This is a genomic window from Pseudomonas sp. IT-P12, assembly GCF_949767465.1.
Classification (GTDB): Bacteria; Pseudomonadota; Gammaproteobacteria; order Pseudomonadales; family Pseudomonadaceae; genus Aquipseudomonas.
In genome coordinates, this window is the sequence record NZ_CATKPY010000024.1 from 234,834 (window position 1) to 258,591 (window position 23,758).

Sequence of the window (23,758 nt, forward strand, 5' to 3'; positions counted from 1 at the left end):
GTCGAGACAAACGTCGCGCGCAGGCTGGCGCGGCTTCTCGGCGCGTGCCATCCTCACTCCCGTCTGCCGCAGAGTAGAGCACCTGCGGCGCTTTGGGCGCTGTTCCAATGAGAGCAGCACGGACATAACAACAAAAAACCGTCAAAGGGGCTTCACTTATGCGCAAACCAGAACTCGCCGCAGCCATCGCGGAGAAAGCAGATCTCACCAAAGAACAGGCCAACCGCGTTCTCAACGCCGTTCTCGAAGAAATCACCGGCGCCCTGCACCGCAAGGACAGCGTGACGCTGGTCGGCTTCGGCACCTTCCTGCAACGCCACCGCGGCGCCCGCACCGGCAAAAACCCGCAAACCGGCGAGCCGGTCAAAATCAAGGCCAGCAACACCGTTGCCTTCAAGCCAGGCAAATCGTTGAAAGACAGCGTCAATCCGTAATCAGTATTCCCGGCCCGCACAGCGGGAAGCGAATGAAGAATGGGCACACCCACACAGGGTTGAGTGCCCATTTTTTGTGTTTGGTATTCGGTGCGGCCGTACCCAGCGGGAACGAGCCTGCTCGCGATAAACGTAAGAACACGACGGGTTATCAGAGCGCACTCAAATCTGCCGGGCGCGCGCTACCACCGCCCTTACTCCTATTTTTCTAGTGGGGCCTTACCACCATCGCCCATAGACTTAGCACGGTCATGCCGAGCAGCAGCCCTAACAGGCTCCATTCAAGGACGACAAGTTTTCGCTTGAGCGTTGGGGGAAAGTGAGCGAAATCTTCAGGATTCAGCATGCCGTGCTTAATGTAAAAATTGGGGAACGTTAATACGCTGGCTATTGACCAAACCAATCGGACCTTGCCCGCAATTCCAGATTGAGGGTGCGCTGATACAGTAATCAGAGAAGAGCTGTTTTTGAAGTATCCCGACAATTCTTCGCCTTTTGTGAGGGCTAAGTATAAGCCAACCCCCAAACAAATCACCCCACCGCCAAAAATTATCAGGCCCGAAAAGAGATAGAGCGCGTCTGCGAAGCTGATGTTCATTCAATTACCTCAAAATCGCCTCTCTGTTCTTTCACCGACTATTGAACTCTTGTTTATGCGCTTATTTCCCATAGAACGTTCCGGTGCACCACAACAAAGCAAGTGACAAAACAAACACTACTAGGCTGCGGCGTAAAATAATAAGTTTTCGTTTGATCGGTTTAGGCAGATTTTCTATATCTTGAGCACTGATTGTGCCGTTTTTTATGCCTTTATTAGGCGATGTAACGTAGTCGCAAATGTTGCTTATCAGCTTCAGCCGGCCACGCAGTCCATCCTCCAACAAACCGCTGTGTGACGTAATTTCTGGGCTGTTTTTCAGATGTTCCAGGATCACATCGATTTTGGTGTAAGCCATGTGAAGCGCAGTGGCGAACCAGATGGTCAAAGATAAAAAAAGAAGGCCGCTGAGGTAGCCGAATAGAATTTCGAATTTACTCATTTGTCGCCTCGTATAGTTTCGCCCAACTATTCGCCAACTCGGGTTCCGTCGACTAATGCCCCTGTCGCTACCACGGCTGCGGCGCACACCAATGCATAAACGCGCATCGGCAGTTTCTATGCTCGTACCGCCTTATCGTTGAGTCGGTTTACGCACAGTACTGGAGCGGAAGTGCATTTCAAGTCAGGCAGGTAAAACCAGACGATTCCTACATGTTTTTTGTAGGTGGGAAACTTAACGGTGTTGGTTTTTTTCGCAGTTATGCGCTGAGCACTGGAGCAAAACCCCGATGATGAATAAACCCATCGGGGTTCTTGAGCACGTCATCACTTAGGATGCTTGCCTTCTTGCTTGGCGAAAATGGCCGCCATTTCCGGCTCATCCAGATGATCCAGCGCACGCTCAATCAACAAGTACACGCCGTCGGCCATGCGGCTGATCGTCAGGGCAACAGAGCGGCTGGAATCGTCCACATCGTCGGCGAGCCTAGCAGCGATAGTGCTGATCCCCAACATGTCCTCCGAAGCATTGGCGAGCAGAGTCTCGGTGTTTAAATCATCGCTGACTGTGAAGAGTGTCCTCTTGCGTTTTTTGACTTCAGCGTGGTTGGGAGGGAAGTGATGGTCGAGGGCACGTTGGGCTGCTTCGTTTAGCATCTTTGAGTCGAAGCTTTCGTAGGGGGAGGTGTCTTCTTTTTCTGGAGGATTGAGCGTGGGTTTTGTCATGGTGTAGCTCCTGGAAGTATGAGACTGACACCTGGAGCCGGACTTGCACGTCCGTGTCACCGTTTTTTGCGGTGACGAACACAGGCTATCCGTGAAGGCGAAGACTGCCTAGTTCATGAGTGGCGCCGCGTGTTGAAGGAAACTTCCTGTGGATCGGAGCGTATAAGCGGCAATATTCAGTGGCATCTAAACAGGCTTGTTTAACTTGTGACTTGGCAGTCATCAGCGTCAAAAATACAGCCATCGTCTTCTAAAGTTATCCGATAGTGGCGTTCTAGCGTGAAGTCGCTACACTGCGCCAGCCGTTCATTTTTCCTTTTGAGGCCGTGCGCATGAAGTTTCGTTTTCTTTTATGGATGCTGGGTGTGTTGATGGCCAAGGCAAGTAGGACCAATCCTGCGTTTCAGCAACAATTGGGCGACAAGGAGTTGGTGTTTCAGCTACAGACCCAGGACGGGAAGGTCGCACGGCATTTCCGGGTGAAGGATCAGCGCATTACCAGCCAATCAGGCGAGTACGCCGAGCCAGCGTTTGCGATTGCCTTCAAGGATGCCGCCTATGGCTTCGCGACGATGCAGGCCAAGAACAAGCAGCTGGCGTTCATGACGGGAATTCAGGACAAGTCGATCCAGATCAAGGGCAACCCGGCGTTGGTGATCTGGTTTCAGGGGTTGACCAAGTATTTGAAGCCGCGCAAGGCGAAGGCTGTGGCAAAGGTTTAAACCGGAGGCGGACTCATCGTCGGCAAGTCGGTCTCGCCCCACAAGGCAACGAATCCTGTGGGGCGAGGCGGTTGTTCAGGCCTGGGAGAATTGCGACGCCAGTTCGCGCAGCAGCACTTCAGCCTCGAGCACTTTGCTGACCACGTCGTTGGCTTTGTCGCGGGTCAGGCCCACGCGTTCCAGCAGGGCGTCGGGGATGTCTTCGTCCGGGCCGGAGCCGATGCCGCGTGCGCGCAGCAGGCGGACCGCCAGGCACACCAGGTTCGGGTACTCGGCGTAGGCGCCGTCGTAGTTCGGGTCGTGCTGGAAGCGCAGGGCGGTGGACAGTTCGTCCGGCATGTCCCAGTAGCGCATCAGCCATGAGCCGATCTGTTCGCGGCTGATGCCCAGCAGGTGTTGCTCGATGTAGCTGTGGCACAGGTGCGGGTTGACCTCCAGGTGGCGGCAGATCAGCGAGAAGTGCGGCGGGAATACGTGGGCCAGCAGCAGGTAGCCAAAGTTGTGCAGCAGGCCGGCCAGGTAGGTCAGGCCGGCTTCCGGGCGCTGGGCGCGGGGCATGGCGCGGGTCAGGCCTTCGATGACGGCGGCGGTGTAGATCGACTGCTGCCAGTACGGCGTGGTGTGTTGCGGGTGGTCCTTGGGCAGGCTCAGGGTCTTGCCCAGCGCCAGGCCCAGCGCCAGGTTGATCACCAGGTCGAAACCCAGCACCCGCACGATGGCATCTTCCACCGAACGAATCTTGCCCGGCGAGGCGTAATACGGCGACGCCGCCCAGCTCACGACTTGCGCGGCCAGGGCCGGGTCGGTTTCAACGACGCCGGTGATGTCGTCGATGGTGGCGTTGGGGTCGACGCGCAGCTTGATGATTTTCTGCGCGGTCTCGGCCAGCGGCGGAATTTCGATGGTGGCTTCCAGGCGTTGCTGGATGCGCCGCGCGGTGAACGCTTGAACGGCCTGGGTGATTTCCTCGCGGTCGTCGTCGGGGCGGTCGAGGTTGGGGCGGATGCTGCTCAGGTTTTCGCCGAAGCTGGCGGCGCTGGCCTTGGTCAGCATCGACTTGAAGTCTTCGCGGGAGATTTCCAGCAGCAGGCCGGCCTCGCCCGAGTTGATCAGCAGCTTGGGTTCGCGCAGCAGGCTTTCTTCGTACAGGCATGGCGAACTGGTCAGCGCCGGAAGGCCGGGCAGCAGGCTCAGGCTGTGTTTGCCGAGCATTTTTTCCAGGCGTTCGGTGGACACGGCGGTCAGGCGCCGACCGGTCAGTTCGGTGAGGCGATTGAGGTCGAGCAGTTGGCTCTGCGCAAACAGCACCATCAGTGCGCCGACGGCGTCGTCGAGCAACACGGCCTGCACTTTGCGCGAGGTGTTCAATGCGTGATGTTCGAGGACTTCTTCGTAGGCGATGCCCAGTTTGGCCAGCAGCAGCCGAATCACAGACGGAGCGTGCGGGGTTTCGGGGACGAGGGCAGCGTCAGTCATGGTGTGTATCCGTATTCAAACAGTTGCAGGAGTATAACCAGCTTGTCTAAAAGCATCGTCCACAAACTGCGACGATGCTCACACTTGGCCGTATTGCTGCCCGTGGCGCAGCCAGCGGTCGAGCAGCGGGCTGACGTGGGCGGGCCAGCGTTCAAGCAGGGCTTGCGCGGCGTCGCGAACCGCCGGCAACAAATCGGCGTCGCGCATCAGGTCCGCGACCTTGAATTGAAGCAGACCTGTCTGCCGCGTGCCGAGCATTTCACCCGGGCCGCGCAGTTCGAGGTCTTTTTCGGCGATGACGAACCCGTCGTTGGTTTCGCGCATGATGCCCAGGCGCTGCCGGCCGATCTGTGACAGTGGCGGGTGGTAGAGCAGCACGCAGTGGCTGGCGGCACTGCCGCGACCGACCCGGCCACGCAGCTGGTGCAGTTGCGCCAGGCCCAGGCGCTCGGGGTTTTCGATGATCATCAGGCTGGCGTTCGGGACGTCCACGCCCACTTCAATCACGGTGGTGGCCACCAGCAGTTGCAGGTGGCCGGACTTGAACTCGGCCATGACCGCGGCTTTTTCCGCAGGCTTCATGCGCCCGTGGATCAGCCCGACCTTCAGTTCGCCGAGGGCGGCGGTGAGGTCTTCGTAGGTGGTCTCTGCAGCCTGGCAGGTCAGTTCTTCGGACTCTTCGATCAGCGTGCACACCCAATACGCCTGGCGCCCTTCGGCACAGGCGCTGCGCACCCGTTCGATGACTTCGACGCGCCGGGTGTCGGTGACCAGCACCGTGTTGACCGGGGTTCGGCCGGGCGGCAGTTCGTCGAGGATCGAGGTGTCGAGGTCGGCGTAGGCACTCATGGCCAGCGTGCGCGGGATCGGCGTGGCGGTCATGATCAACTGGTGCGGGCACATCCGGCCGCCCACGCCTTTCTGGCGCAGCGCCAGGCGCTGCTGCACGCCAAAACGGTGTTGTTCGTCGATGATCACCAGCGCCAGGTTCTTGAACTGCACTTCATCCTGGAACAGCGCATGGGTGCCGACCACCATCGGCGCGCCGCTGGCGATCTGTTCCAGTGCGGCGCTGCGGTTCTTGCCCTTGAGCTTGCCGGCCAGCCACGCGACTTCGATGCCCAGCGGTTCGAGCCAGCGCTTGAAGGTGATGAAGTGCTGTTCGGCGAGGATTTCGGTGGGCGCCATCAGCGCCACCTGGTAACCCGCTTCCAGCGCTTGCAGCGCGGCGAGGGCGGCCACCACGGTTTTACCCGCGCCCACGTCACCTTGGATCAGTCGCAGCATCGGTTCGTGCTGGCTGAGGTCGTAGGCGATTTCGTTGCCGACACGCTGCTGCGCGCCGGTTGGCTTGAAGCCCAGGTTGGCCAGGTAGCGGGCCGGCAGCCGGGTGGCTTTGGGCATGGCGGGGGCGCGCAGGGAGCGCAGGCTCTCGCGCAAGCGCTGCTGGGACAGTTGATGGGTCAGCAGTTCTTCGAACGCCAGGCGGTGCTGGGCCCAGTGGTGACCGAGGGCGAGTTCGTCGACATCGGCATCGGCGGGCGGGTTATGCAGGTAGCGGATCGCGTCGGCGAGCGGCGCCAGTTGGTAGTCGCGGGCGAGTTCGAGCGGCAGCCAGTCTGGAAGGCTGGTCGGGCCGAGCATCGTCAGGGTCTGCATGCACAGTTGGCGCAGGCGTTGCTGGGTCAGGCCTTCGGTCAGCGGGTAGACCGGCGTCAGGGTTTCATCCACGGGCGGCGGTTCGTCGCCGGTGATTGCGCGGTATTCCGGGTGGTAGATCTCGAGCCCCGACGCACCGGGCCGCACTTCGCCGTAGCAGCGAATCCGCGTGCCACGCTTGAGGCCTTCCTTCTGTGCATTGCTGAAGTGGTAAAAGCGCAGGCTGAGCCCGCCAGTGCCGTCCTGCAAGCGCACCACCAGGCTGCGGCGACGGCCCATGACCACGTCGGCACCGCTGACGGTGCCTTCGACCACGGCGTCCTGGCCGGGCCGCAAATGGCCGATCGGGACCACGCGGGTGCGATCCTGATAACGCAGGGGCAGGTGGAACAGCACGTCCTGGAGATTCTCCAGGCCGACCTTGGCCAGTTTCTCGGCCATGGCCTCGCCAACGCCCTTGAGGGCCGTCACCGACACTTGCGACAACTCGGTCATGCTCGTGACTTAAGCTGCAACCACCGGCACCGGGGGCTTGGCCACCGAGCACAGGCGTATGGAGTCGGCGAGGATTTCAATCGCCTTGGGCCGCGGAAAGCTTGCGCGCCAGGCGATGGCCACGGTGCGGAAGGGGACGGGCGGCGTCAGTGGGCGCACTTCGATCACGCCGGGGGCGTAATGGTGGCTGTCCACGGCCGACAGCGGCAGGACCGAGATGCCGAGGCCGGAGGCGACCATGTGGCGGATGGTTTCCAGCGAGCTGGATTCCACGGTGGTGTGCTTGGCACCTTCGCTGCCCTTGGTCAGGGTCGGGCAGGCTTCGAGCACCTGGTCGCGGAAGCAGTGGCCTTCGCCGAGCAGCAGCAGGCTCTTGTCATTGAGCAGGCCGGCATCGATGGTTTCTTTCTGCGTCCAGGGGTGCTGGGCCGGCATCAAGACGTAGAAGGGCTCGTCGTAGAGCTGCAGGGTCAGTACGTCGGCTTCGTTGAACGGCAAGGCGATGATGATCGCGTCGAGCTCGCCGTTGCGCAGTTTGTCGCGCAGCACGTGGGTGAAGTTTTCTTCGATGTACAACGGCATCTGCGGGGCCACCCGGTGCAGTTGTGGAATCAGGTGGGGAAACAGGTACGGGCCGACGGTGTAGATCGCGCCGACTTTCAGCGGGGCGGTCAGTTGGTTCTTGCCGGCCTGGGCCAGTTCACGGATGCCCTGGGCTTGCTCCAGGACCTTCTGCGCCTGGGCCACGATGCCTTCGCCGACCGGGGTCAGGCGCACGGCGCTCTTGCTGCGCTCGAAAATCAGCACACCGAGTTCGTCTTCAAGCTTTTTCACGCCCACCGACAGGGTCGGCTGGCTGACGTGGCAACGCTCGGCCGCGTGGCCGAAGTGCTGCTCTTGGGCGAGGGTAACGATGTAGCGTAATTCTGTAAGAGTCATAGCAAGCGTCCATGAAGTTGCGGGCCAAGCATACCGGCTGCAATCGATAGACGCACGTTATCAGACTGTGAGTGTCGAGTGACACCGTGCAATGCAGGTTTGCTTCAGGCGGATACGATAAAGGCACCGTTTGGGTGCCTTGGTTTGGTTGCTCCACAACGTTGTGGGAGCGAGCCTGCTCGCGAAGAGGACATCACCTTCAACATAGGGTAGATGTGCTTTCGCCGGCAAGCCGGTCTCGCTCCCACCGAGGGCCCCGCCGTGACTTAGCGCCGGCGCTCCAGCGAGTAAACAAACGGCGCCACAATTTCAATGGAGCCATTGTTCAGCATGTCGGCCGGTGGCTTGGGCAGCGGCTGCGCACGTCGGATCATTTCCAGGGTCGCCCGGTCCAGATCGGCGTTGCCGGAGCGGCCCACCAGTTCGAACGACAGCACGTTGCCTTCGGCATCCACGACAAAGCGCAGGCGGTTCAAGCCTTCCTTGCCCCGTGCCTGAGCACTGGCCGGGTACTTTTTGTACTTGGCCAGGTGAGCGAGCAGGGTGCCCTGCCAACTGGCCTTGGCAGCCATTTGCGCGGGCGATGGGCCCGGTGCCGGCTGTGCGGATTTCTCCGTGGGGGCCTGAGTCGGTTGCGTGTCGGCCGGTTTTTCCTCGGAAGGTTTTTCCTTGGGCGGCTCCGGCTTTTTCTCCACCGGCTTGGGCGGTTGAGGCTTGGGCTTGGGCTTGGCCGGTTTCGGCACGGCAATTTCGGCCTTCGGCGCTTCAGCCAGCTTCGGAATCGGCAGTTCTTCTACCGGGGCCGGTGGTTGTGGTGGCGTTATCACCTTGGGCGGTGCCGGTGGTGGCGGGGCCGGAACCGGCGCCAACTCGACCATCATCGCCTGCGGCGGCAGCTCGATCGGTGGGCGCGATGTCCAGTTCAGCGCCAGCGCGATGGCCAGCGCATGGACACCGAGCACCACGGCCAGGCTACCGCTGTAACGCGTCAGCTTTTGGCGCGTCGTGATCATTTTTTCACTGCCGTCTCGAGACCGACCAGACCGACCTTCAGGTAACCGGCCGAGCGCAGGTTGTCCATCACGCTCATGAGGTCGCCGTAATCCACGCCTTTATCAGCCTGGAAGAAGATGGTCGTGTCTTTCTTGCCCTGGGTTTTGGCGTCCAGCGTGGCGCCCAGTGCTTCGGGCTTCACTTCGTCTTCACCCAGGTACAGGCGTTGGTCAGCCTTGACGCTGAGGAACACCGGCTTCTCCGGCCGCGGTGCCGGTTTGGCGGTCGAGGCAGGCAGGTCAACCTTGATGTCCACGGTGGCCAACGGCGCGGCCACCATGAAGATGATCAACAGCACCAGCATGACGTCGATGAACGGTGTGACGTTGATTTCGTGGTTCTCGGCCAGATCGTCGTCTGCGCCTTCTTTCAAATGCAGGCCCATGGCCGATTACCCCACTTTCACCATGTGCGGTTGCGAGCTGCGCTCAGGCTGGTGGTCGAGGTCGCGGCTGACCAGCAGCAGCACTTCAGCCGATGCGTCGGACACCTGCGCCTTGTAACCGGCGATGGAGCGGGCGAAGACGTTGTAGATCACAACGGCCGGAATTGCGGCAACCAGGCCCAGCGCGGTGGCCAGCAGGGCCTCGGCGATGCCGGGGGCGACAACGGCCAGGTTGGTGGTCTGGGTTTTGGCGATGCCGATGAAGCTGTTCATGATGCCCCACACGGTGCCGAACAGACCGACGAACGGCGCAGTGGAGCCGATGGTGGCAAGCACACCGGTGCCGCTGCTCATGTTGCGGCCGGCGGCTGCCACCAGGCGCTCGAGACGGAAGGCGACACGTTCCTTGATGCCTTCTTTTTCGCGGGCGTTGGTCGACAGGTGCATTTCTTCAAGGGCGTCGTGCACCAGCAGGTTGGCAAGGGTGCCTGGCTTGGTCGCGGTGGCACCGGCCTCCTTGAGGGTGGTGGCCTTTTTCAGGTGGACGATTTCAGCGCGCAGACGACGCTTGGCGCCCATCAGCTCGAAGCCTTTGGCGATCCAGATGGTCCAGGTGATGATCGAGGCGATGGCCAGGCCGATCATCACGATTTTCACGATGATATCGGCGTTCTGGTACATGCCCCATGGCGACAGGTCGTGGGCCATGCCCAGGGTGTTGTCGGCTTCGAGGACTTCAGGCAGGTCTTCGACCGGAACGTCGGCAGCGGGGGCCGCGTCGGTGGCTGCCGGAGCCGGTGCCGCGTGATCGGCAGCGTGTTCGGCTGGAGCGGTGGCGGCGGCTGGCGTGGCGGGTGCCTGGGCGTCGGCGAATGCGGCGGTTGGCGCCAGCATCAGGCTGAGCAGCAAGGCGGCCAATGCGCTCCAGGCGCGAGGTCGTTTGGTTGGCGAGGCGGAGAATTGATTGCGTGTCATGCTGGCCGGACCTAAGGAAAAAAAACGGTAGATGTTCTTCCAGGCCTCGAAGGCCGAGAACAAAAGTGGCGGGCATTATTGCAAGTAATTCTTGTTAACAGAAGTAATACAGTTACTTTTTTTCCCGCATGGCTAGCCGCTCGTCCATTGCTGGCGCTAGTCTGTGCCTTTGAAATAGGAGTTTTTTAATGTCCGCGCCCTCTGTTTTGATCGCCGGCTGCGGTGATGTCGGCAGTCGTCTGGCCACGCAACTGCTGGATTTCGGGTGGGAGGTTCACGGCTTGCGTCGTAACGTCGCACGCCTGCCCAAAGGCGTGATAGGGGTAGCCGGTGATTTGTTCAACAAGGATTGTCCGGCGACCTGGCCCATCGGTGCCGTGGATTACCTGGTGTATTGCGCGGCGGCCACCGATCACGATGAAGCGGGCTACCGCGCTGCTTACATTCAGGGCCTGCAGCATGTGTTGGAGTGGTTGAACGACTACGGGCAGGCACCCAAGCGCCTGGTTTTCGTTTCCAGCAGCAGTGTGTACGGGCAGCAGAATGGCGAATGGGTCGACGAAACCTCGTCGGCGGTGGCGGCCGGTTATTCCGGGCAGGTCATGCTTGAAGCCGAACAACTGGCACTGAACAGCGGTTTTCCGGCCAGTATCGTGCGCTTGACCGGTATTTACGGCCCGGGCCGGGAATGGTTGCTGACTCAGGTGCGTCGCGGCTACCGAGTGGTGACCGACCCGCCACTGTATGGCAACCGCATCCACGTCGATGACGCGGCCGGCCTGATGGCGTTTCTGCTGGAGGCGGACCATCGTGGCGTCGCGCTGGATGACGTTTACATCGGTGTCGACGACGCGCCCGCGCCACTGGCGGACGTGGTGGCCTGGTTGCGCGATTACCTGGGTGTGACCGAATGGGCGGACGATGCGAGCGTGCGGCGCACGGGCAGCAAGCGCTGCAGCAATGCCCGGGCGAAAGCCCTGGGCTGGACGCCGAAGTACCCGAGTTTCCGCGAGGGCTATGCCGCCATTCTTGAAGGTCGCTGCTGACCCGGTCGGTTGCCCGGAAACAGCAGTGGGAGCGAGCCTGCTCGCGATGGCGGTGTTTCAGCTACATGGATGTCACTGACCCATCGCTATCGCGAGCAGGCTCGCTCCCACCTTCATTCGTCCCTTACTGCTTCTCCAGCATCCATGTGCGGTTGCCCGGCATGAACTGCGGCATTTCATCTGCCTGAGCGGTGTTCACCGCCTGGAAGATTTCCAGTTCCTTGCCCTTGCGGGTAAAGATCCAGGTATTGCCCTGGCCGTTGAGCTGCAGCCACATGTTGTCGTTGCCGCCGCTCATCGATGCACAATCACCGGCCAGGCACAGCGCGTAGCGATCGGCATTGGGCAGGCCCGTCACCTGGCCATCGGCCTGGAATTGCACGGAATTGCCTTCACCCGGGCCGCTGACGATCTTCCAGTCGCCGCCCATGTAGGCCGAGTACAACGCGCGCTCGAAGCTGGCGCCGATCGGTGCGCCTTCCGGCACAGGGATCAGTGCGCGGTCAAAGACCTGCGCGGCTTCGTTCTCGGTCGCCGCCTGGCTCAGTTGCTTGCCGTCACGTTTCAGTTCGCTGCCGGAACTGCCGTAGAAATCGATTTTCCAGGCGCCGGACTCTTCGCCCAGCAACTTGCCTTCGACATTCTCGAAACCATTGGTGTAGCGAGCCTGACCGGCTTTGGTGTTGACGTCCCATTCCAGGTTCGGGCCATAAGCCTGGAGCGCTTCGCGCAGGGGGCCGCCTTTGGAGGCTGCATCGATCGCCACCTGGTTGATCCAGGTGCCGCTGATGTCACGGTCGGCAGGGTTGCTGGCACAACCGCCCAGGATCAGGGCGACCAGCGAGAGGGCTAGCGCTTTGCGCATGGTGGAATCCTTTCAAAACGCTTTGATACGGTTCACAGCGGCGCAGCCCCCGGGGCTGCGCCACAGGCATTACTCGATGACCAGGATGGCATCCATTTCAACCTGCGAACCCTTTGGCAGGGCCGCTACGCCGATGGCTGCGCGGGCAGGGTAAGGCTGGTCGAAGTACTTGCCCATGATCTCGTTGACCTTGGCGAAGTGGCTCAGGTCGGTGAGGAAGATGTTCAGCTTCACGATGTCCTTGAACGAACCACCTGCTGCTTCGGCCACGGCTTTCAGGTTTTCGAACACCTGAACGGTCTGCGCTTCGAAGCCTTCGACCAGTTCCATGGTTTTCGGGTCCAGTGGAATCTGGCCCGACATGTAGACGGTGTTGCCAGCCTTGATCGCCTGGGAGTAAGTGCCGATGGCGGCCGGGGCCTTGTCGCTGGTGATAACGGTCTTGGTCATTGATGACTCCTTGTAAGGGTTCGGCTATGGGGCGAGCTATGCACGCATGCGGGTGATGCGAATCACCCCGGTCAATGCGCGCAGTTTCTTGATCACGCGGGCCAGGTGTACGCGGTCGTGCACGCTGACCACCAGTTGGACCACGCTGATGCGACCATCGCGTTCGTCCATGCTGATTTTTTCGATGTTGCCGTCGGCCGCGTTGACGCTGCTGGCCAGCAGCGCGATCAGCCCGCGCTGATGTTCCAGCTCGACGCGCAGTTCGACATTGAATTCGCCGGTGACATCCTTGGCCCACGAGAGCTGGATGCATTTTTCCGGGTTGTGGCGGATTTCGCTGATGTTGCGGCAGTTGTCCAGGTGCACGACCATGCCCTTGCCCGCCGACAGGTGGCCGACAATCGGGTCGCCCGGAATCGGTGTACAGCACTTGGCGTAGCTGAGTACCAGGCCTTCGGTGCCGCGAATCGCCAGCGGACCTTCGGGGCTGGGCAGCTGTTCGCCTTCGCCGAGCAGTCGGCGTGCCACCACATAGGCCATGCGATTGCCCAGGCCGATGTCTTCGAGCAGGTCTTCGATCAGTTCGAGGCGGTACTCGCTGAGCATCGCCTTGACGCGCTCGGCCGGGATCTGGTCCAGGGCGCTGTCGAAGCCGTTGAGGACCTTGTTCAGCAGGCGTTCGCCAAGGCTGATGGACTCGGAGCGGCGCTGCAGTTTCAGGGCGTGGCGTATGTGGGTCCGCGCCTTGCCGGTCACGACGAAGTTGAGCCATGCCGGGTTCGGTCGTGCGCCCGGGGCGCTGACGATCTCGACCGTGGAGCCGCTTTGCAGCGGTTCGGACAGCGGGGCGAGACGACGATTGATCCGGCAGGCAATGCAGCTGTTGCCCACGTCGGTGTGCACCGCGTAGGCGAAGTCGACCGCCGTGGAGCCTTTGGGCAGCTCCATGATCCGGCCCTTGGGCGTGAACACGTAGACCTCGTCCGGGAACAGGTCGATCTTCACGCTCTCGATGAACTCCAGCGAGTTGCCGGCACGCTGCTGCATTTCCAGCACGCCCTTGACCCACTGGCGTGCGCGGGCATGGGTGCCTTTGGGCTGCTCGTCGCCACTGGATTTGTACAGCCAATGGGCGGCAATGCCGTTATTGGCCATTTCTTCCATTTCACGGGTGCGGATCTGGATCTCGATCGGCACGCCGTGCATGCCGAACAGCGTGGTGTGCAGCGACTGATAGCCGTTGGCTTTGGGGATCGCGATGTAATCCTTGAAGCGACCCGGCAACGGTTTGTACAAATTATGAACAGCGCCCAGCACGCGGTAGCAGGTATCGACCTTGTCGACGATGATCCGGAACGCGTAGACGTCCATGATTTCGTTGAAGGCCCGGCGCTTGCCGCGCATTTTCTTGTAGATGCCGTAGAGGTGTTTCTGGCGACCGCTGACCTCGCCCTGGATGCCATCGATGGCCAGGCAGTGGCTGAGGGATTCTTCGATCTTGTTGACGATTTCCTTGCGGTTGCCCCGGGCGCGCTTGACGGCCTGGTTGATCCGCGCGGAACGCATCGGGTGCATGGCCTTGAAACCCAGGTCTTCGAATTCTATGCGGATGGCGTGCATCCCCAGCCGGTTGGCAATGGGGGCATAGATTTCCAGGGTTTCCTTGGCGATGCGCCGGCGCTTTTCGCCGGACAGCACTTCCAGCGTGCGCATGTTGTGCAGGCGGTCGGCCAGCTTGACCAGGATCACGCGAATGTCGCGTGCCATGGCCATGGCCATCTTCTGGAAGTTTTCAGCTTGCGCTTCGGCCTTGGTCTCGAAGTTCATCTGGGTCAGTTTGCTGACCCCGTCGACCAGTTCGGCCACGGTTTCGCCGAACTGCGCTTGCAGCGCTTCCTTGGCAATACCGGTGTCTTCGATCACGTCATGCAGCATCGCCGCCATCAGGCTCTGATGGTCCATGTGCATGTCGGCCAGAATGTTCGCCACTGCGAGAGGGTGCGTGACGTACGCCTCGCCACTGCGGCGGCGTTGGCCGTCGTGGGCTTGTTCGGCGTAGAAATACGCTCGGCGGACCAGATTGACCTGGTCCGTGCCGAGGTAGGTCGATAAGCGATCGGCGAGGGCGTCTATGCTGGGCATGATATCTCCTGCCGCAAGCTGTGATCCCGCGCCGTGCTACGTCGACCAGGCATAGGCTTAGACGGCCTCGTTGGACTCGTCCTCGAAGGCGGCAAAAAGCGGTTCATCTTCAACGATTTCGGCTTCGGCGATAGCGGCGTAGTCGATCAGGCCTTCAGCAATTTCACGCAGGGCCACGACGGTAGGCTTGTCGTTTTCCCAGGCTACCTTCGGCTCTTTGCCGCCGGTGGCCAGTTGACGGGCACGCTTGGTAGAGAGCATGACCAGCTCAAAGCGGTTATCCACGTGTTCTAGGCAGTCTTCAACGGTTACGCGGGCCATGGTATTCCTCGGAGCGAATGCAATATGCGCGCTGCCCGGTTGGGCGAGCGGACTCAACAGTTTAAAAAATCACCAGCGATTAGGGAAGCGCTGATTTTTTGACCAGGCCCTTCGAAGCGCTGCAAGTGCCAATGTAAAGCGCTTGCAGCGGTTTTGGGAAGTGCTGTTTAGTCGAGCAATTCAGCCAAAAGTTTGCCGTGACGCTGTTGCTGGCGCTTCTGATTGAGCTGATTGGAGCGGAAAATCGCCTGCAAATCGCGCAAGGCGTGGGCGAAATCGTCGTTGATGATCAGGTAGTCGTAGTCGACATAGTGGCTCATCTCGCTGACAGCTTCGCGCATGCGGCCATCGATGATCTCGTCGCTGTCCTGGCCGCGGTTGGTCAGGCGCTGGTGCAGGGCCTGCAGGGACGGCGGCAGAATGAAGATCGACCGGGCCTGGGGCATCAGCTTGCGCACCTGTTCGGCGCCCTGCCAGTCGATTTCCAGGATCAGGTCGTGGCCTTCGTCCAGGGTCTGCTGCAGGGTGCTTTGCGACGTGCCGTAAAGGTTGCCGAAGACTTCGGCACGCTCGAGGAAGTCGCCGTGTTCGATCATCTTCACGAACTCGCTGCGTTCGACGAAGTGGTAGTTCACGCCGTTCACTTCACCGGGGCGCATGGCGCGGGTGGTGTGGGAGACCGAGACGCGGATCTCCGGGTCAGCGTCGGTCAGGGCCTTGACCAGGCTGCTCTTGCCCGCGCCCGAAGGGGCGGAAATGATGTACAGGGTGCCGGTGATGTGGGTCATGTCGGGGTTGCCTTACTCAATATTCTGCACTTGTTCGCGCATCTGTTCGATCAACACCTTGAGGTTGACCGCTGCCTGGGTGCTGCGCGGATCGAAGGCCTTGGAGCCCAGTGTGTTGGCTTCGCGGTTGAGCTCCTGCATCAGGAAGTCCAGGCGCCGTCCGGCTGCGCCGCCGGACTTGAGCACCCGGCGAACTTCGATGACGTGGGTGCTCAGGCGATCCAGTTCTTCGGCAACGTCGCTCTTCTGAGCGAGCATGACCATTTCCTGCTCCAGGCGCTGCGGGTCCATCTCGGCTTTCATGTCGGCGAAGCGGTCGAGGACTTTCTGGCGCTGGGTGGCGAGCATCTGCGGGACCAGCTCGCGCAAGGTCACCACGTCTTCTTCAATGGAGGTCAGGCGCTCGTTGATCAGCCGCGCCAACTCCGCGCCTTCGCGCTCGCGGCCGGCCTTGAGTTCCTTCAAGCCTTCATTGAACAGCGCCAGTGCCTCGGCGTTCAGGGCTTGCGGGTCGGCCGCATCGCCGACCAGCACGCCTGGCCACGCCAGTACTTCCAGTGGATTGAGCGCTGCCGGATTCTTGATCAGGCCGGCGATGGTCTCGGCGGCCGCCACCAGTTGCGCGGCGCGTTCACGATCCACTTGCAGGGGTTTGTCGGTATTTTCCTCGGTGAAGCGCAGGGTGCATTCGAGCTTGCCGCGGGAGATGGCCTGGCGCAGCGCTTCGCGGGCCGCGCCCTCAAGATCGCGAAAGGTCTCGGGCAGGCGCAAGTGCGGTTCCAGGTAGCGGCTGTTGACCGAGCGCAGCTCCCAGCTCAGGGTGCCTTGGGCGCCGGCTTTTTCGACGCGGGCGAAGGCGGTCATGCTGTGCACCATGGAGGTACCTCGCAATTCGGGTTTGCGTTACCAAAGGTTTCGCGCAATCCGGTATCTGTGAATTAAAGCCGACAGGCAGCAAAGGCGCAGGATTGTAGCGCAGTGGGGCGGATGCGCCCAAACGCCGGGCGCGACAAACCGCTGCAGGGTGTCGGTAAAGTGCTGTTGCGGGCTCAAGTCCGGGCCTTCAATCGTCGGACGGATTTTTTAGAAGTGCCCAGGCTCGGTGCACGGCTCTATAATGCTCGGCAGTTTTCCGTCCCCCGTACAGGTATTCCCTATGAAACGTCCAAGTGGTCGCGCTGCCGATCAGCTCCGCTCGATCCGCATTACCCGCAACTACACCAAACACGCCGAGGGATCTGTACTGGTCGAGTTCGGTGATACCAAGGTGATCTGCACCGTCAGCGTCGAAAACGGCGTGCCGCGTTTCCTCAAGGGTCAGGGCCAGGGCTGGTTGACCGCCGAGTACGGCATGCTGCCGCGCGCCACGGGCGAGCGTAACCAGCGTGAGGCCAGCCGGGGCAAGCAAGGTGGCCGTACCCTCGAGATCCAGCGCCTGATCGGCCGTTCGCTGCGGGCTGCCCTGGACATGTCCAAGCTGGGCGATGTCACCCTGTACGTCGACTGCGATGTCATCCAGGCGGATGGCGGCACCCGCACCGCGTCCATCACCGGCGCCATGGTTGCGCTGGTCGACGCCTTGAAAGTGATCAAAAAGCGCGGTGGCCTGAAGGGCGGCGATCCGCTCAAGCAAATGATTGGTGCCGTGTCCGTCGGTATGTACCAGGGTGAGCCGGTGCTCGACCTGGACTATCTTGAAGACTCGGCTGCCGAGACCGACCTGAACGTGGTGATGACCAGCACGGGCGGCTTCATCGAGGTTCAGGGCACCGCTGAAGGCGCTCCGTTCCAGCCGGAAGACCTGAACGCGATGCTGGAGCTGGCGAAAAAGGGCATGACCGAAATCTTCGAACTGCAAAAGGCCGCACTGGCCGACTGATACCGCTCCAGCAAGGAGGACATCATGAGTGATGAACAAGAGCTGCTACCGATCCCGAGCAAGGAGGCCCGGCAGTGGGCAATGTTCTGTCATCTGTCCGCCTTGCTGGGGATCTGGATCCCCTTCGGAACACTGATCGGCCCGCTGATCCTGTGGCAGATGAAGCGCGACTCGGACCCGTTCGTCGATGCGCAGGGCAAGGAGGCGCTGAATTTTCAGATCACTGTCGCCATCGCTTCCGCCATCTGCTTCCTGCTGATGGTGGTGATCATCGGGTTCTTCCTGTTTGGCTTGATCGCCATTGGCGCCCTGGTACTGACCATCATTGCCGGGGTGAAGGCCAATGAGGGGTTGCCTTACCGGTATCCGTTCACCTGGCGGTTGATCAAGTAAACACTGCTCCCACATCGGAAATCAGCGTGCACAAAAAAGCCGACACTTGAGGTCGGCTTTTTTGTGTCTGCTTAGATGGTCAGCGTCCAGTCGTAGTCCACGATCAGTGGCGCGTGCTGCGAGAACCGTGGCTGACGTGGCAGACGCGCGCTTCTGACGAAGCGACGCAGGCCCGGCGTCAGGATCTGGTAGTCGAAGCGCCAGCCAAGGTTGAGCATCTCGGCCTGTTCGTTGTCCGGCCACCAGCTGTACTGGTCGCCTTCGCGACTGACTTCGCGCAGGGCATCGACATACCCCATGTTGCCGACAATCTCGTCCATCCAGGCACGTTCAGGTGCCAGGAAGCCCGGGGATTGCTGGCTGTCACGCCAGTTCTTGATATCCAGCTTCTGTTGCGCCACGTACAGCGAGCCACAGTAAATGTACTCGCGCCGCTTGCGCCGCTGTTTATCCAGATAACGGCCGAAGTCGTCCATTAGCTTGAACTTCTGGTTCAAGTCTTCATCGCCGTTCTGCCCCGAAGGGAGCAGCAAGGTCGCGATGCTGACCTTGTCGAAATCGGCTTGCAGGTAGCGCCCGTAGCGGTCGGCTGTCTCGAAGCCGAGACCGCTGATGACTGCCTTCGGCTGCAACCGCGAATACAAAGCCACGCCACCCTGGGCAGGAACTTCGGCTTCGCAGGCATAAAGGAAGTAGCCATCCAGTTGGAAGGCTGGATCGTCCAGTTCAAAGGCGGAGGCGCGGGTGTCCTGCAGGCAGATGACGTCGGCATTCTGTGCTTGCAGCCAACTGAGCAAACCTCGCTCGACTGCAGCCTGAATACCATTGACGTTCACACTGATGATCCGCATAAATGGCCCCAAAAATCGCGTGCGTGTATGATACACGGCGTCAACCTATTTAGCTAAATCCGTGGTATTTGGGGTTTTTTTCATGCAGGCGTATCAGCGCGATTTCATTCGTTTTGCCATCGATCGCGGCGTTTTGCGCTTCGGTGAGTTCACCCTGAAGTCCGGGCGCACCAGTCCGTATTTCTTCAATGCAGGCTTGTTCAACTCCGGTTCCGCCCTGGCACAGTTGGGGCGTTTCTACGCGGCGGCCATCGTCGAGAGCGGCCTGTCGTTCGACGTGCTGTTCGGCCCGGCGTACAAAGGCATTCCGTTGGCTGCAGCCACTGCAGTGGCCCTGGCCGAACACCACGAGCGTGATGTGCCATGGTGCTTCAACCGCAAGGAGGCCAAGGCCCACGGTGAAGGCGGCAGCCTGGTCGGCGCCCCGTTGACCGGCGACGTGCTGATCATCGATGACGTGATCACTGCCGGCACCGCCATCCGCGAAGTGATGCAGATCATCGCCTCCCAGGAGGGCGCGAAGGCCAAGGGCGTGCTGATCGCCCTGAACCGGCAGGAGCGCGGCAACGGCGAGTTGTCGGCGATCCAGGAAGTGGAGCGTGACTTCGGCATTCCGGTGATCAGCATCGTTTCGCTGAACCAGGTGCTGGAGTTCCTGGCCGACGATCCGCAACTCAAGCAGCACCTGCCGGCCGTGGAAGCGTACCGCGCCCAGTTCGGCGTCTGATATTGCGCTCCCTCGGGGGAAGGTTTGGTGGCAAAAAAAGACCCCGCTCAGCCAGGCTGAGCGGGGTCTTTTTGTCTCTGCCAGCGTTTAAGGGCGCTTGCGATTGCTGATCAGGGTGCCGACGCCGGTATCGGTGAAGATTTCCAGCAGGATCGCGTTGGGTACGCGTCCGTCGATGATCAGCGAGCTGCCCACGCCGCCCTGGACCGCTTCCAGCGCGCAGCGGATCTTGGGCAGCATGCCGCCATAGATGGTGCCGTCGGCGATCAGGGCGTCGACCTGCTGGGTGCTCAGGCCGGTCAGCACCTTGCCTTCCTTGTCCATCAGGCCAGCGATGTTGGTCAGCAGCATCAGTTTCTCGGCCTTCAGGGCCTCGGCCACTTTACCGGCCACCAGGTCGGCGTTGATGTTGTACGACTCACCGTTGGCGCCCACGCCGATCGGCGCGATGACCGGAATGAAATCGCCCTTGACCAGCAGGTTCAGCAGGTCGGTGTTGATCCCGACCACTTCGCCGACGTGGCCGATGTCGATGATTTCCGGCTGGGTCATCTCCGGGGTCTGGCGGGTGACGGTCAGTTTCTTCGCGCGAATCAGCTCGGCGTCTTTACCGGTCAGGCCGATGGCGCTGCCGCCATGACGGTTGATCAGGTTGACGATGTCCTTGTTGACCTGGCCGCCGAGGACCATTTCCACCACGTCCATGGTCGCCGCGTCGGTGACGCGCATGCCGTCGACAAAATGGCTTTCGATCGACAGGCGCTTGAGCAGGTCACCGATTTGCGGGCCGCCACCGTGGACCACCACCGGGTTGATGCCCACGGCTTTCATCAGGACGATGTCGCGGGCGAAGCCGGTTTTCAGCTCCTCGCTTTCCATCGCGTTGCCGCCGTATTTGATCACCAGCGTCTTGCCGACATAGCGGCGGATGTAAGGCAGCGCTTCGGACAGGACCTTGGCGGTGTTGGCGGCGGCTTCGCGTTCGAGGGTCATTCAGGGCTCCGGGTGAATCAGAACGGTAGTTGGAGATCAGGTGCAACACGCTTCAGCTGGACGCGGAAGACGTCCTTGATGCGTTGCAATTCAGCCTCGTCATCGGCCTCGAAGCGCAGCACCAGCACCGGCGTGGTGTTGGAGGCGCGAACCAGGCCCCAGCCTTTGGCATAGTCGACTCGCACGCCGTCGATGGTGGTCAGGTCGGCGCCTGTGCCCCACTGCGCGTCGTGCAGTGCATCAATGATGCTGAATTTGCTCTCTTCGGTCACATGGATATTGATTTCCGGCGTAGAAATATCGTTCGGGAAGGTTGCGAACAGCTCTTCCGCGGTGGATTTCTCCTTGCTCAGGATCTCCAGCAACCGGGCGGCGCTGTAGATGCCGTCGTCGAAACCGAACCAGCGCTCCTTGAAGAAGATGTGTCCGCTCATTTCGCCGGCCAACAGGGCGCCGGATTGTTTCATTTTCTTTTTGATCAACGAATGACCTGTCTTCCACATTAGCGGCCGACCGCCGTATTCCTTGATCAGCGGCGTCAGTCGACGGGTGCATTTGACGTCGAAGATGATTTCCGCGTCCGGGTTGCGCGCCACCACGTCGCGGGCGAACAGCATCAACAGGCGGTCGGGATAGACGATGCTGCCGGTGTTGGTCACCACGCCGACGCGGTCGCCGTCGCCGTCGAAGGCCAGGCCGATGTCGGCCTTGGTTTCCTTGACCTTGGCGATCAGGTCCACGAGGTTCTCGGGCTTGCCCGGGTCCGGGTGATGGTTCGGGAAGTTGCCGTCGACTTCGCAGAACAGCGGGATGACTTCGCAGTTCAGCGCTTCGATCAGTTGCGGGGCGATCACGCCGGCCGCGCCGTTACCGCAGTCGACCACGACTTTCAGGCGGCGGGCCAGTTTGATGTCCTGGACGATTTCGGTGTTGTAGCGGTCGAGGATTTCGACCTGCGTGACACTGCCATTGCCGCTGGTCAGATTGTTGGTCTTGAGGCGTTCGTGCAGGGCCTGGATCTGTTCGTTGGCCAGCGTGTCACCAGCGATGACGATCTTGAAGCCGTTGTAGTTCGACGGGTTGTGGCTACCGGTGAGCATGACCCCGGATTTGCCGGCCAGCACGTTGGCCGCGTAATACAGCGCAGGAGTGGGTACCAGGCCAACGTCGCTGACGTGGCAACCGGCCTCGGCCAGGCCCTTGATCAGTTGCGCCACCAGCTCCGGGCCGGACAGGCGGCCGTCGCGACCTACCGAAACGTTCGGCTCACCCTGGGCCAGGCTCTGTGCGCCGATGGCGCGACCGAGCCAGTACGCGGTTTCAGCGTTGAGGAATTCCGGCACGGTGCCACGAATGTCGTAAGCGCGGAAAATGCTGTCGGGGAACGTAGGGACGACTTGGGCGGGGGTGTTCATCGGTAGGGATGCTCCATCTCGAAAGTGGCTGGACCCTGGCGCCAAAAACTCGCCAGCAGGCTCAAACTGAAGGGTATGACGGCGTTTTGCGCAGAGAGTTCGTGGTGCGAAAAGGCCATGCCACCTCTGCCGACCGCCATCTGGCCAGCCAATGCCCTGATTTCAAGCGCTTAACCCTGGAGATCCCAGGGTAGACTTTTTTCAGCTTCGAACCTGTGGGAGCAGACCGGCTCCCACTGTGCGACATCCGCGCTCACTGGCGACCGGAGTGACCGAAGCCCCCGCTGCCGCGCTCGGTCTCGACGAACTCTTCGACCATCTCGAAGTGCGCTTGCACCACTGGAACCAGCACCAACTGGGCCAGGCGCTCGCCGACCACGATGTTGAAATCGCTCTGGCCGCGGTTCCAGCACGACACCATCAACGGGCCCTGGTAATCGGAGTCGATCAGGCCGACCAGGTTGCCCAGCACGATGCCGTGCTTATGACCCATGCCGGAGCGTGGCAGGATCAGCGCGGCCAACCCCGGGTCGCCGATGTAGACGGACAGGCCGGTCGGGATCAGCAGGGTTTCGCCTGGCTTGATGATGGTGTCCTTGTCCAGCATGGCGCGCAGGTCGAGGCCGGCGGAGCCTGGCGTGGCGTACTGGGGCAGCGGGAATTCGCTGCCGATGCGTGGGTCGAGGATCTTGGCTTGCAAAGCGTGCATTCGATTAAACCTGGTTCAGACGTTCGGCGATAAAAGTGATCAGTTGGCGAGCGATTTTGCTCTTGCTGGTCTGGGCGAAAAGGGTGGCGTGCAGCGCCCGGTCGATCACGCTGCAGGCGTTTTCTTCGCTATTGAAACCAATGCTCGGGTTGGCGACGTCGTTGGCGACGATCAAATCGAGGTTCTTGTCTTTCAACTTGCGTGCAGCGTAGTCGAGCAGGTGTTCGGTTTCGGCGGCGAAACCGACACTGAACGGACGGTCGGGGCGCGTGGCGATGGTGGCCAGGATGTCCGGATTGCGCACCATCTGTAGCAACAGGCCGTCGCCGTTCGTAGGGTCTTTCTTGAGTTTTTGCGGGGCGACCACTTCCGGGCGGTAGTCCGCGACTGCGGCCGAGGCGATGAACAGGTCGCAAGGGATCGCGGCTTCGCAGGCGGCGAGCATGTCGCGGGCACTGACCACGTCGATACGCGTGACGCGATCCGGGGTCGGCAGGTGTACCGGGCCGGTGATCAAGGTGACGCGGGCGCCCGCTTCCACGGCGGCTTCGGCCAGGGCAAAGCCCATTTTTCCGGAGCTGTGGTTGGTGATGTAGCGCACCGGGTCGATGTTTTCCTGGGTCGGACCGGCGGTGATCAGCACGTGTTTGCCGGTCAGTGCCTGGCGTTTGAAGCAGTCGGCCGCGCACTGCGCAAGCTCGACGGCCTCGAGCATGCGCCCCAGCCCCACGTCGCCGCAGGCCTGGCTCCCGGAGGCCGGACCGAAGGCCTTGATGTCGCGGCTTTCGAGGGTTTGCAGGTTGGCCTGGGTCGCGGGGTCGCGCCACATGGCCTGGTTCATCGCCGGGGCGATGGCGACCACGGCATCGGTGGCCAGCACCAGCGTGGTCAGCAGGTCGTCGGCGACGCCTTGTGCCAGACGGGCGATCAGGTCGGCGGTGGCGGGGGCGATCAGCACCATATCGGCCCACTTGGCCAGCTCGATGTGGCCCATGGCCGCTTCGGCCGCAGGGTCCAGCAGGTCCAGGTGAACCGGGTGCCCGGACAGGGCCTGCATGGTCAGCGGGGTAATGAACTCGCTGCCGCCACGGGTCATGACCACGCGCACTTCGGCACCCTGGTCGATCAGGCGGCGAACCAGGTCGGCACTTTTATAGGCAGCAATGCCGCCGCCGACGCCCAGAACGATGCGTTTCCGATACAGCCGCTGCATAGGTCTGCCTTTCATTTCGTGGATGACTGCGTGGCGATACCCCCTCCCCAGGAGTGAAATCGC

General features: G+C 61.2%; 25 protein-coding genes and 1 pseudogene. 6 read left to right on the forward strand and 20 right to left on the reverse strand.

Going from position 1 to position 23,758, the window contains the following annotated elements:
* The first annotated feature begins 158 nt into the window (after positions 1-158).
* A complete protein-coding gene (locus tag ACM6IM_RS21960) occupies positions 159-434 on the forward strand; it encodes an HU family DNA-binding protein (RefSeq protein ID WP_003213368.1) in 276 nt (91 codons plus the stop codon).
* Positions 435-642: 208 nt separating this feature from the next.
* Here ACM6IM_RS21960 and ACM6IM_RS21965 read toward each other — a convergent pair whose 3' ends face one another.
* The 3 genes from ACM6IM_RS21965 to ACM6IM_RS21975 form a co-directional block, all read right to left on the reverse strand.
* Positions 643-1,032, reverse strand: a complete 390-nt coding sequence (locus ACM6IM_RS21965; protein WP_414866306.1) for a hypothetical protein — start codon at positions 1,030-1,032, stop codon at positions 643-645.
* 61 nt (positions 1,033-1,093) lie between these two features.
* Entirely contained in the window at positions 1,094-1,474 is a 381-nt protein-coding gene (locus tag ACM6IM_RS21970; protein ID WP_414866307.1) for a hypothetical protein, read from the reverse strand.
* A gap of 326 nt (positions 1,475-1,800) precedes the next feature.
* Positions 1,801-2,199 carry a DUF6124 family protein gene (locus tag ACM6IM_RS21975; RefSeq protein ID WP_414866308.1) on the reverse strand — a complete coding sequence of 133 codons (399 nt, stop codon included), beginning with the start codon at positions 2,197-2,199 and terminating at the stop codon, positions 1,801-1,803.
* Between the two features lie 332 nt (positions 2,200-2,531).
* Here ACM6IM_RS21975 and ACM6IM_RS21980 point away from each other — a divergent pair, with 332 nt between their 5' ends.
* Positions 2,532-2,921 carry a helicase gene (locus tag ACM6IM_RS21980; RefSeq protein ID WP_192307135.1) on the forward strand — a complete coding sequence of 130 codons (390 nt, stop codon included), beginning with the start codon at positions 2,532-2,534 and terminating at the stop codon, positions 2,919-2,921.
* A gap of 75 nt (positions 2,922-2,996) precedes the next feature.
* Here ACM6IM_RS21980 and ACM6IM_RS21985 read toward each other — a convergent pair whose 3' ends face one another.
* The 6 genes from ACM6IM_RS21985 to exbB form a co-directional block, all read right to left on the reverse strand.
* Positions 2,997-4,397, reverse strand: coding sequence for an aminoacyl-tRNA deacylase and HDOD domain-containing protein (locus tag ACM6IM_RS21985; RefSeq protein WP_192307133.1), 1,401 nt, complete (start codon positions 4,395-4,397; stop codon positions 2,997-2,999).
* 78 nt (positions 4,398-4,475) lie between these two features.
* Positions 4,476-6,551, reverse strand: coding sequence for an ATP-dependent DNA helicase RecG (recG, locus tag ACM6IM_RS21990; RefSeq protein WP_414866309.1), 2,076 nt, complete (start codon positions 6,549-6,551; stop codon positions 4,476-4,478).
* Between the two features lie 9 nt (positions 6,552-6,560).
* Positions 6,561-7,490 carry a hydrogen peroxide-inducible genes activator gene (locus ACM6IM_RS21995; protein ID WP_192307131.1) on the reverse strand — a complete coding sequence of 310 codons (930 nt, stop codon included), beginning with the start codon at positions 7,488-7,490 and terminating at the stop codon, positions 6,561-6,563.
* Positions 7,491-7,756: 266 nt separating this feature from the next.
* The gene (locus ACM6IM_RS22000; protein WP_192307130.1) at positions 7,757-8,503 is read right to left on the reverse strand and encodes an energy transducer TonB; all 747 of its coding nucleotides are present in this window, start codon (positions 8,501-8,503) and stop codon (positions 7,757-7,759) included.
* Positions 8,500-8,928, reverse strand: a complete 429-nt coding sequence (gene exbD / locus ACM6IM_RS22005) for a TonB system transport protein ExbD (protein WP_192307129.1) — start codon at positions 8,926-8,928, stop codon at positions 8,500-8,502. Before exbD ends, ACM6IM_RS22000 begins: the two co-directional genes overlap by 4 nt.
* A gap of 6 nt (positions 8,929-8,934) precedes the next feature.
* Positions 8,935-9,903: a tonB-system energizer ExbB gene (gene exbB / locus ACM6IM_RS22010; protein ID WP_192307128.1), complete on the reverse strand. Its 969-nt coding sequence runs from the start codon at positions 9,901-9,903 to the stop codon at positions 8,935-8,937.
* A gap of 188 nt (positions 9,904-10,091) precedes the next feature.
* Here exbB and ACM6IM_RS22015 point away from each other — a divergent pair, with 188 nt between their 5' ends.
* Positions 10,092-10,949 (forward strand): SDR family oxidoreductase, encoded by an 858-nt coding sequence (locus ACM6IM_RS22015; protein ID WP_414866310.1) that lies wholly within the window; start codon positions 10,092-10,094, stop codon positions 10,947-10,949.
* Between the two features lie 124 nt (positions 10,950-11,073).
* Here the strand turns inward: ACM6IM_RS22015 and ACM6IM_RS22020 are convergent, their stop codons facing one another.
* From ACM6IM_RS22020 to ACM6IM_RS22045, 6 genes are all read right to left on the reverse strand, one after another.
* Positions 11,074-11,814: a hypothetical protein gene (locus ACM6IM_RS22020; RefSeq protein ID WP_201191401.1), complete on the reverse strand. Its 741-nt coding sequence runs from the start codon at positions 11,812-11,814 to the stop codon at positions 11,074-11,076.
* Between the two features lie 69 nt (positions 11,815-11,883).
* Complete coding sequence (locus ACM6IM_RS22025; protein ID WP_003229509.1) at positions 11,884-12,264, reverse strand: RidA family protein; 381 nt, start codon at positions 12,262-12,264, stop codon at positions 11,884-11,886.
* Between the two features lie 36 nt (positions 12,265-12,300).
* Positions 12,301-14,406, reverse strand: coding sequence for a bifunctional GTP diphosphokinase/guanosine-3',5'-bis pyrophosphate 3'-pyrophosphohydrolase (gene spoT / locus ACM6IM_RS22030; RefSeq protein WP_192307125.1), 2,106 nt, complete (start codon positions 14,404-14,406; stop codon positions 12,301-12,303).
* 57 nt (positions 14,407-14,463) lie between these two features.
* On the reverse strand, positions 14,464-14,727 hold the full coding sequence (rpoZ, locus tag ACM6IM_RS22035) for a DNA-directed RNA polymerase subunit omega (protein ID WP_007921129.1): 264 nt from the start codon (positions 14,725-14,727) through the stop codon (positions 14,464-14,466).
* A 167-nt stretch (positions 14,728-14,894) separates the two neighbouring features.
* Positions 14,895-15,515 carry a guanylate kinase gene (gene gmk, locus ACM6IM_RS22040; protein ID WP_201191403.1) on the reverse strand — a complete coding sequence of 207 codons (621 nt, stop codon included), beginning with the start codon at positions 15,513-15,515 and terminating at the stop codon, positions 14,895-14,897.
* A gap of 12 nt (positions 15,516-15,527) precedes the next feature.
* Entirely contained in the window at positions 15,528-16,391 is an 864-nt protein-coding gene (locus ACM6IM_RS22045; protein WP_414866311.1) for a YicC/YloC family endoribonuclease, read from the reverse strand.
* Positions 16,392-16,671: 280 nt separating this feature from the next.
* Here ACM6IM_RS22045 and rph point away from each other — a divergent pair, with 280 nt between their 5' ends.
* Together rph and ACM6IM_RS22055 are read left to right on the forward strand one after the other, a co-directional pair.
* On the forward strand, positions 16,672-17,394 hold the full coding sequence (gene rph / locus ACM6IM_RS22050) for a ribonuclease PH (protein WP_150742910.1): 723 nt from the start codon (positions 16,672-16,674) through the stop codon (positions 17,392-17,394).
* 24 nt (positions 17,395-17,418) lie between these two features.
* Positions 17,419-17,787: a DUF4870 domain-containing protein gene (locus ACM6IM_RS22055; protein WP_192307122.1), complete on the forward strand. Its 369-nt coding sequence runs from the start codon at positions 17,419-17,421 to the stop codon at positions 17,785-17,787.
* A 71-nt stretch (positions 17,788-17,858) separates the two neighbouring features.
* Here ACM6IM_RS22055 and ACM6IM_RS22060 read toward each other — a convergent pair whose 3' ends face one another.
* Positions 17,859-18,638: an exodeoxyribonuclease III gene (locus ACM6IM_RS22060; RefSeq protein ID WP_192307121.1), complete on the reverse strand. Its 780-nt coding sequence runs from the start codon at positions 18,636-18,638 to the stop codon at positions 17,859-17,861.
* Between the two features lie 82 nt (positions 18,639-18,720).
* Between ACM6IM_RS22060 and pyrE the strand changes: the two genes are divergently transcribed.
* On the forward strand, positions 18,721-19,365 hold the full coding sequence (gene pyrE / locus ACM6IM_RS22065) for an orotate phosphoribosyltransferase (protein ID WP_192307120.1): 645 nt from the start codon (positions 18,721-18,723) through the stop codon (positions 19,363-19,365).
* 87 nt (positions 19,366-19,452) lie between these two features.
* Here the strand turns inward: pyrE and argB are convergent, their stop codons facing one another.
* The 4 genes and pseudogenes from argB to coaBC all read right to left on the reverse strand — a co-directional run bounded on the left by argB (position 19,453) and on the right by coaBC (position 23,695).
* The gene (gene argB, locus ACM6IM_RS22070) at positions 19,453-20,358 is read right to left on the reverse strand and encodes an acetylglutamate kinase (protein WP_192307119.1); all 906 of its coding nucleotides are present in this window, start codon (positions 20,356-20,358) and stop codon (positions 19,453-19,455) included.
* 17 nt (positions 20,359-20,375) lie between these two features.
* Positions 20,376-21,749 (reverse strand): annotated as a pseudogene (locus ACM6IM_RS22075) (phosphomannomutase/phosphoglucomutase); the annotation flags it as partial.
* Between the two features lie 277 nt (positions 21,750-22,026).
* Complete coding sequence (gene dut / locus ACM6IM_RS22080; protein ID WP_414866312.1) at positions 22,027-22,482, reverse strand: dUTP diphosphatase; 456 nt, start codon at positions 22,480-22,482, stop codon at positions 22,027-22,029.
* 4 nt (positions 22,483-22,486) lie between these two features.
* The gene (coaBC, locus tag ACM6IM_RS22085) at positions 22,487-23,695 is read right to left on the reverse strand and encodes a bifunctional phosphopantothenoylcysteine decarboxylase/phosphopantothenate--cysteine ligase CoaBC (protein WP_192307374.1); all 1,209 of its coding nucleotides are present in this window, start codon (positions 23,693-23,695) and stop codon (positions 22,487-22,489) included.
* Between the last annotated feature and the right edge of the window lie 63 nt (positions 23,696-23,758).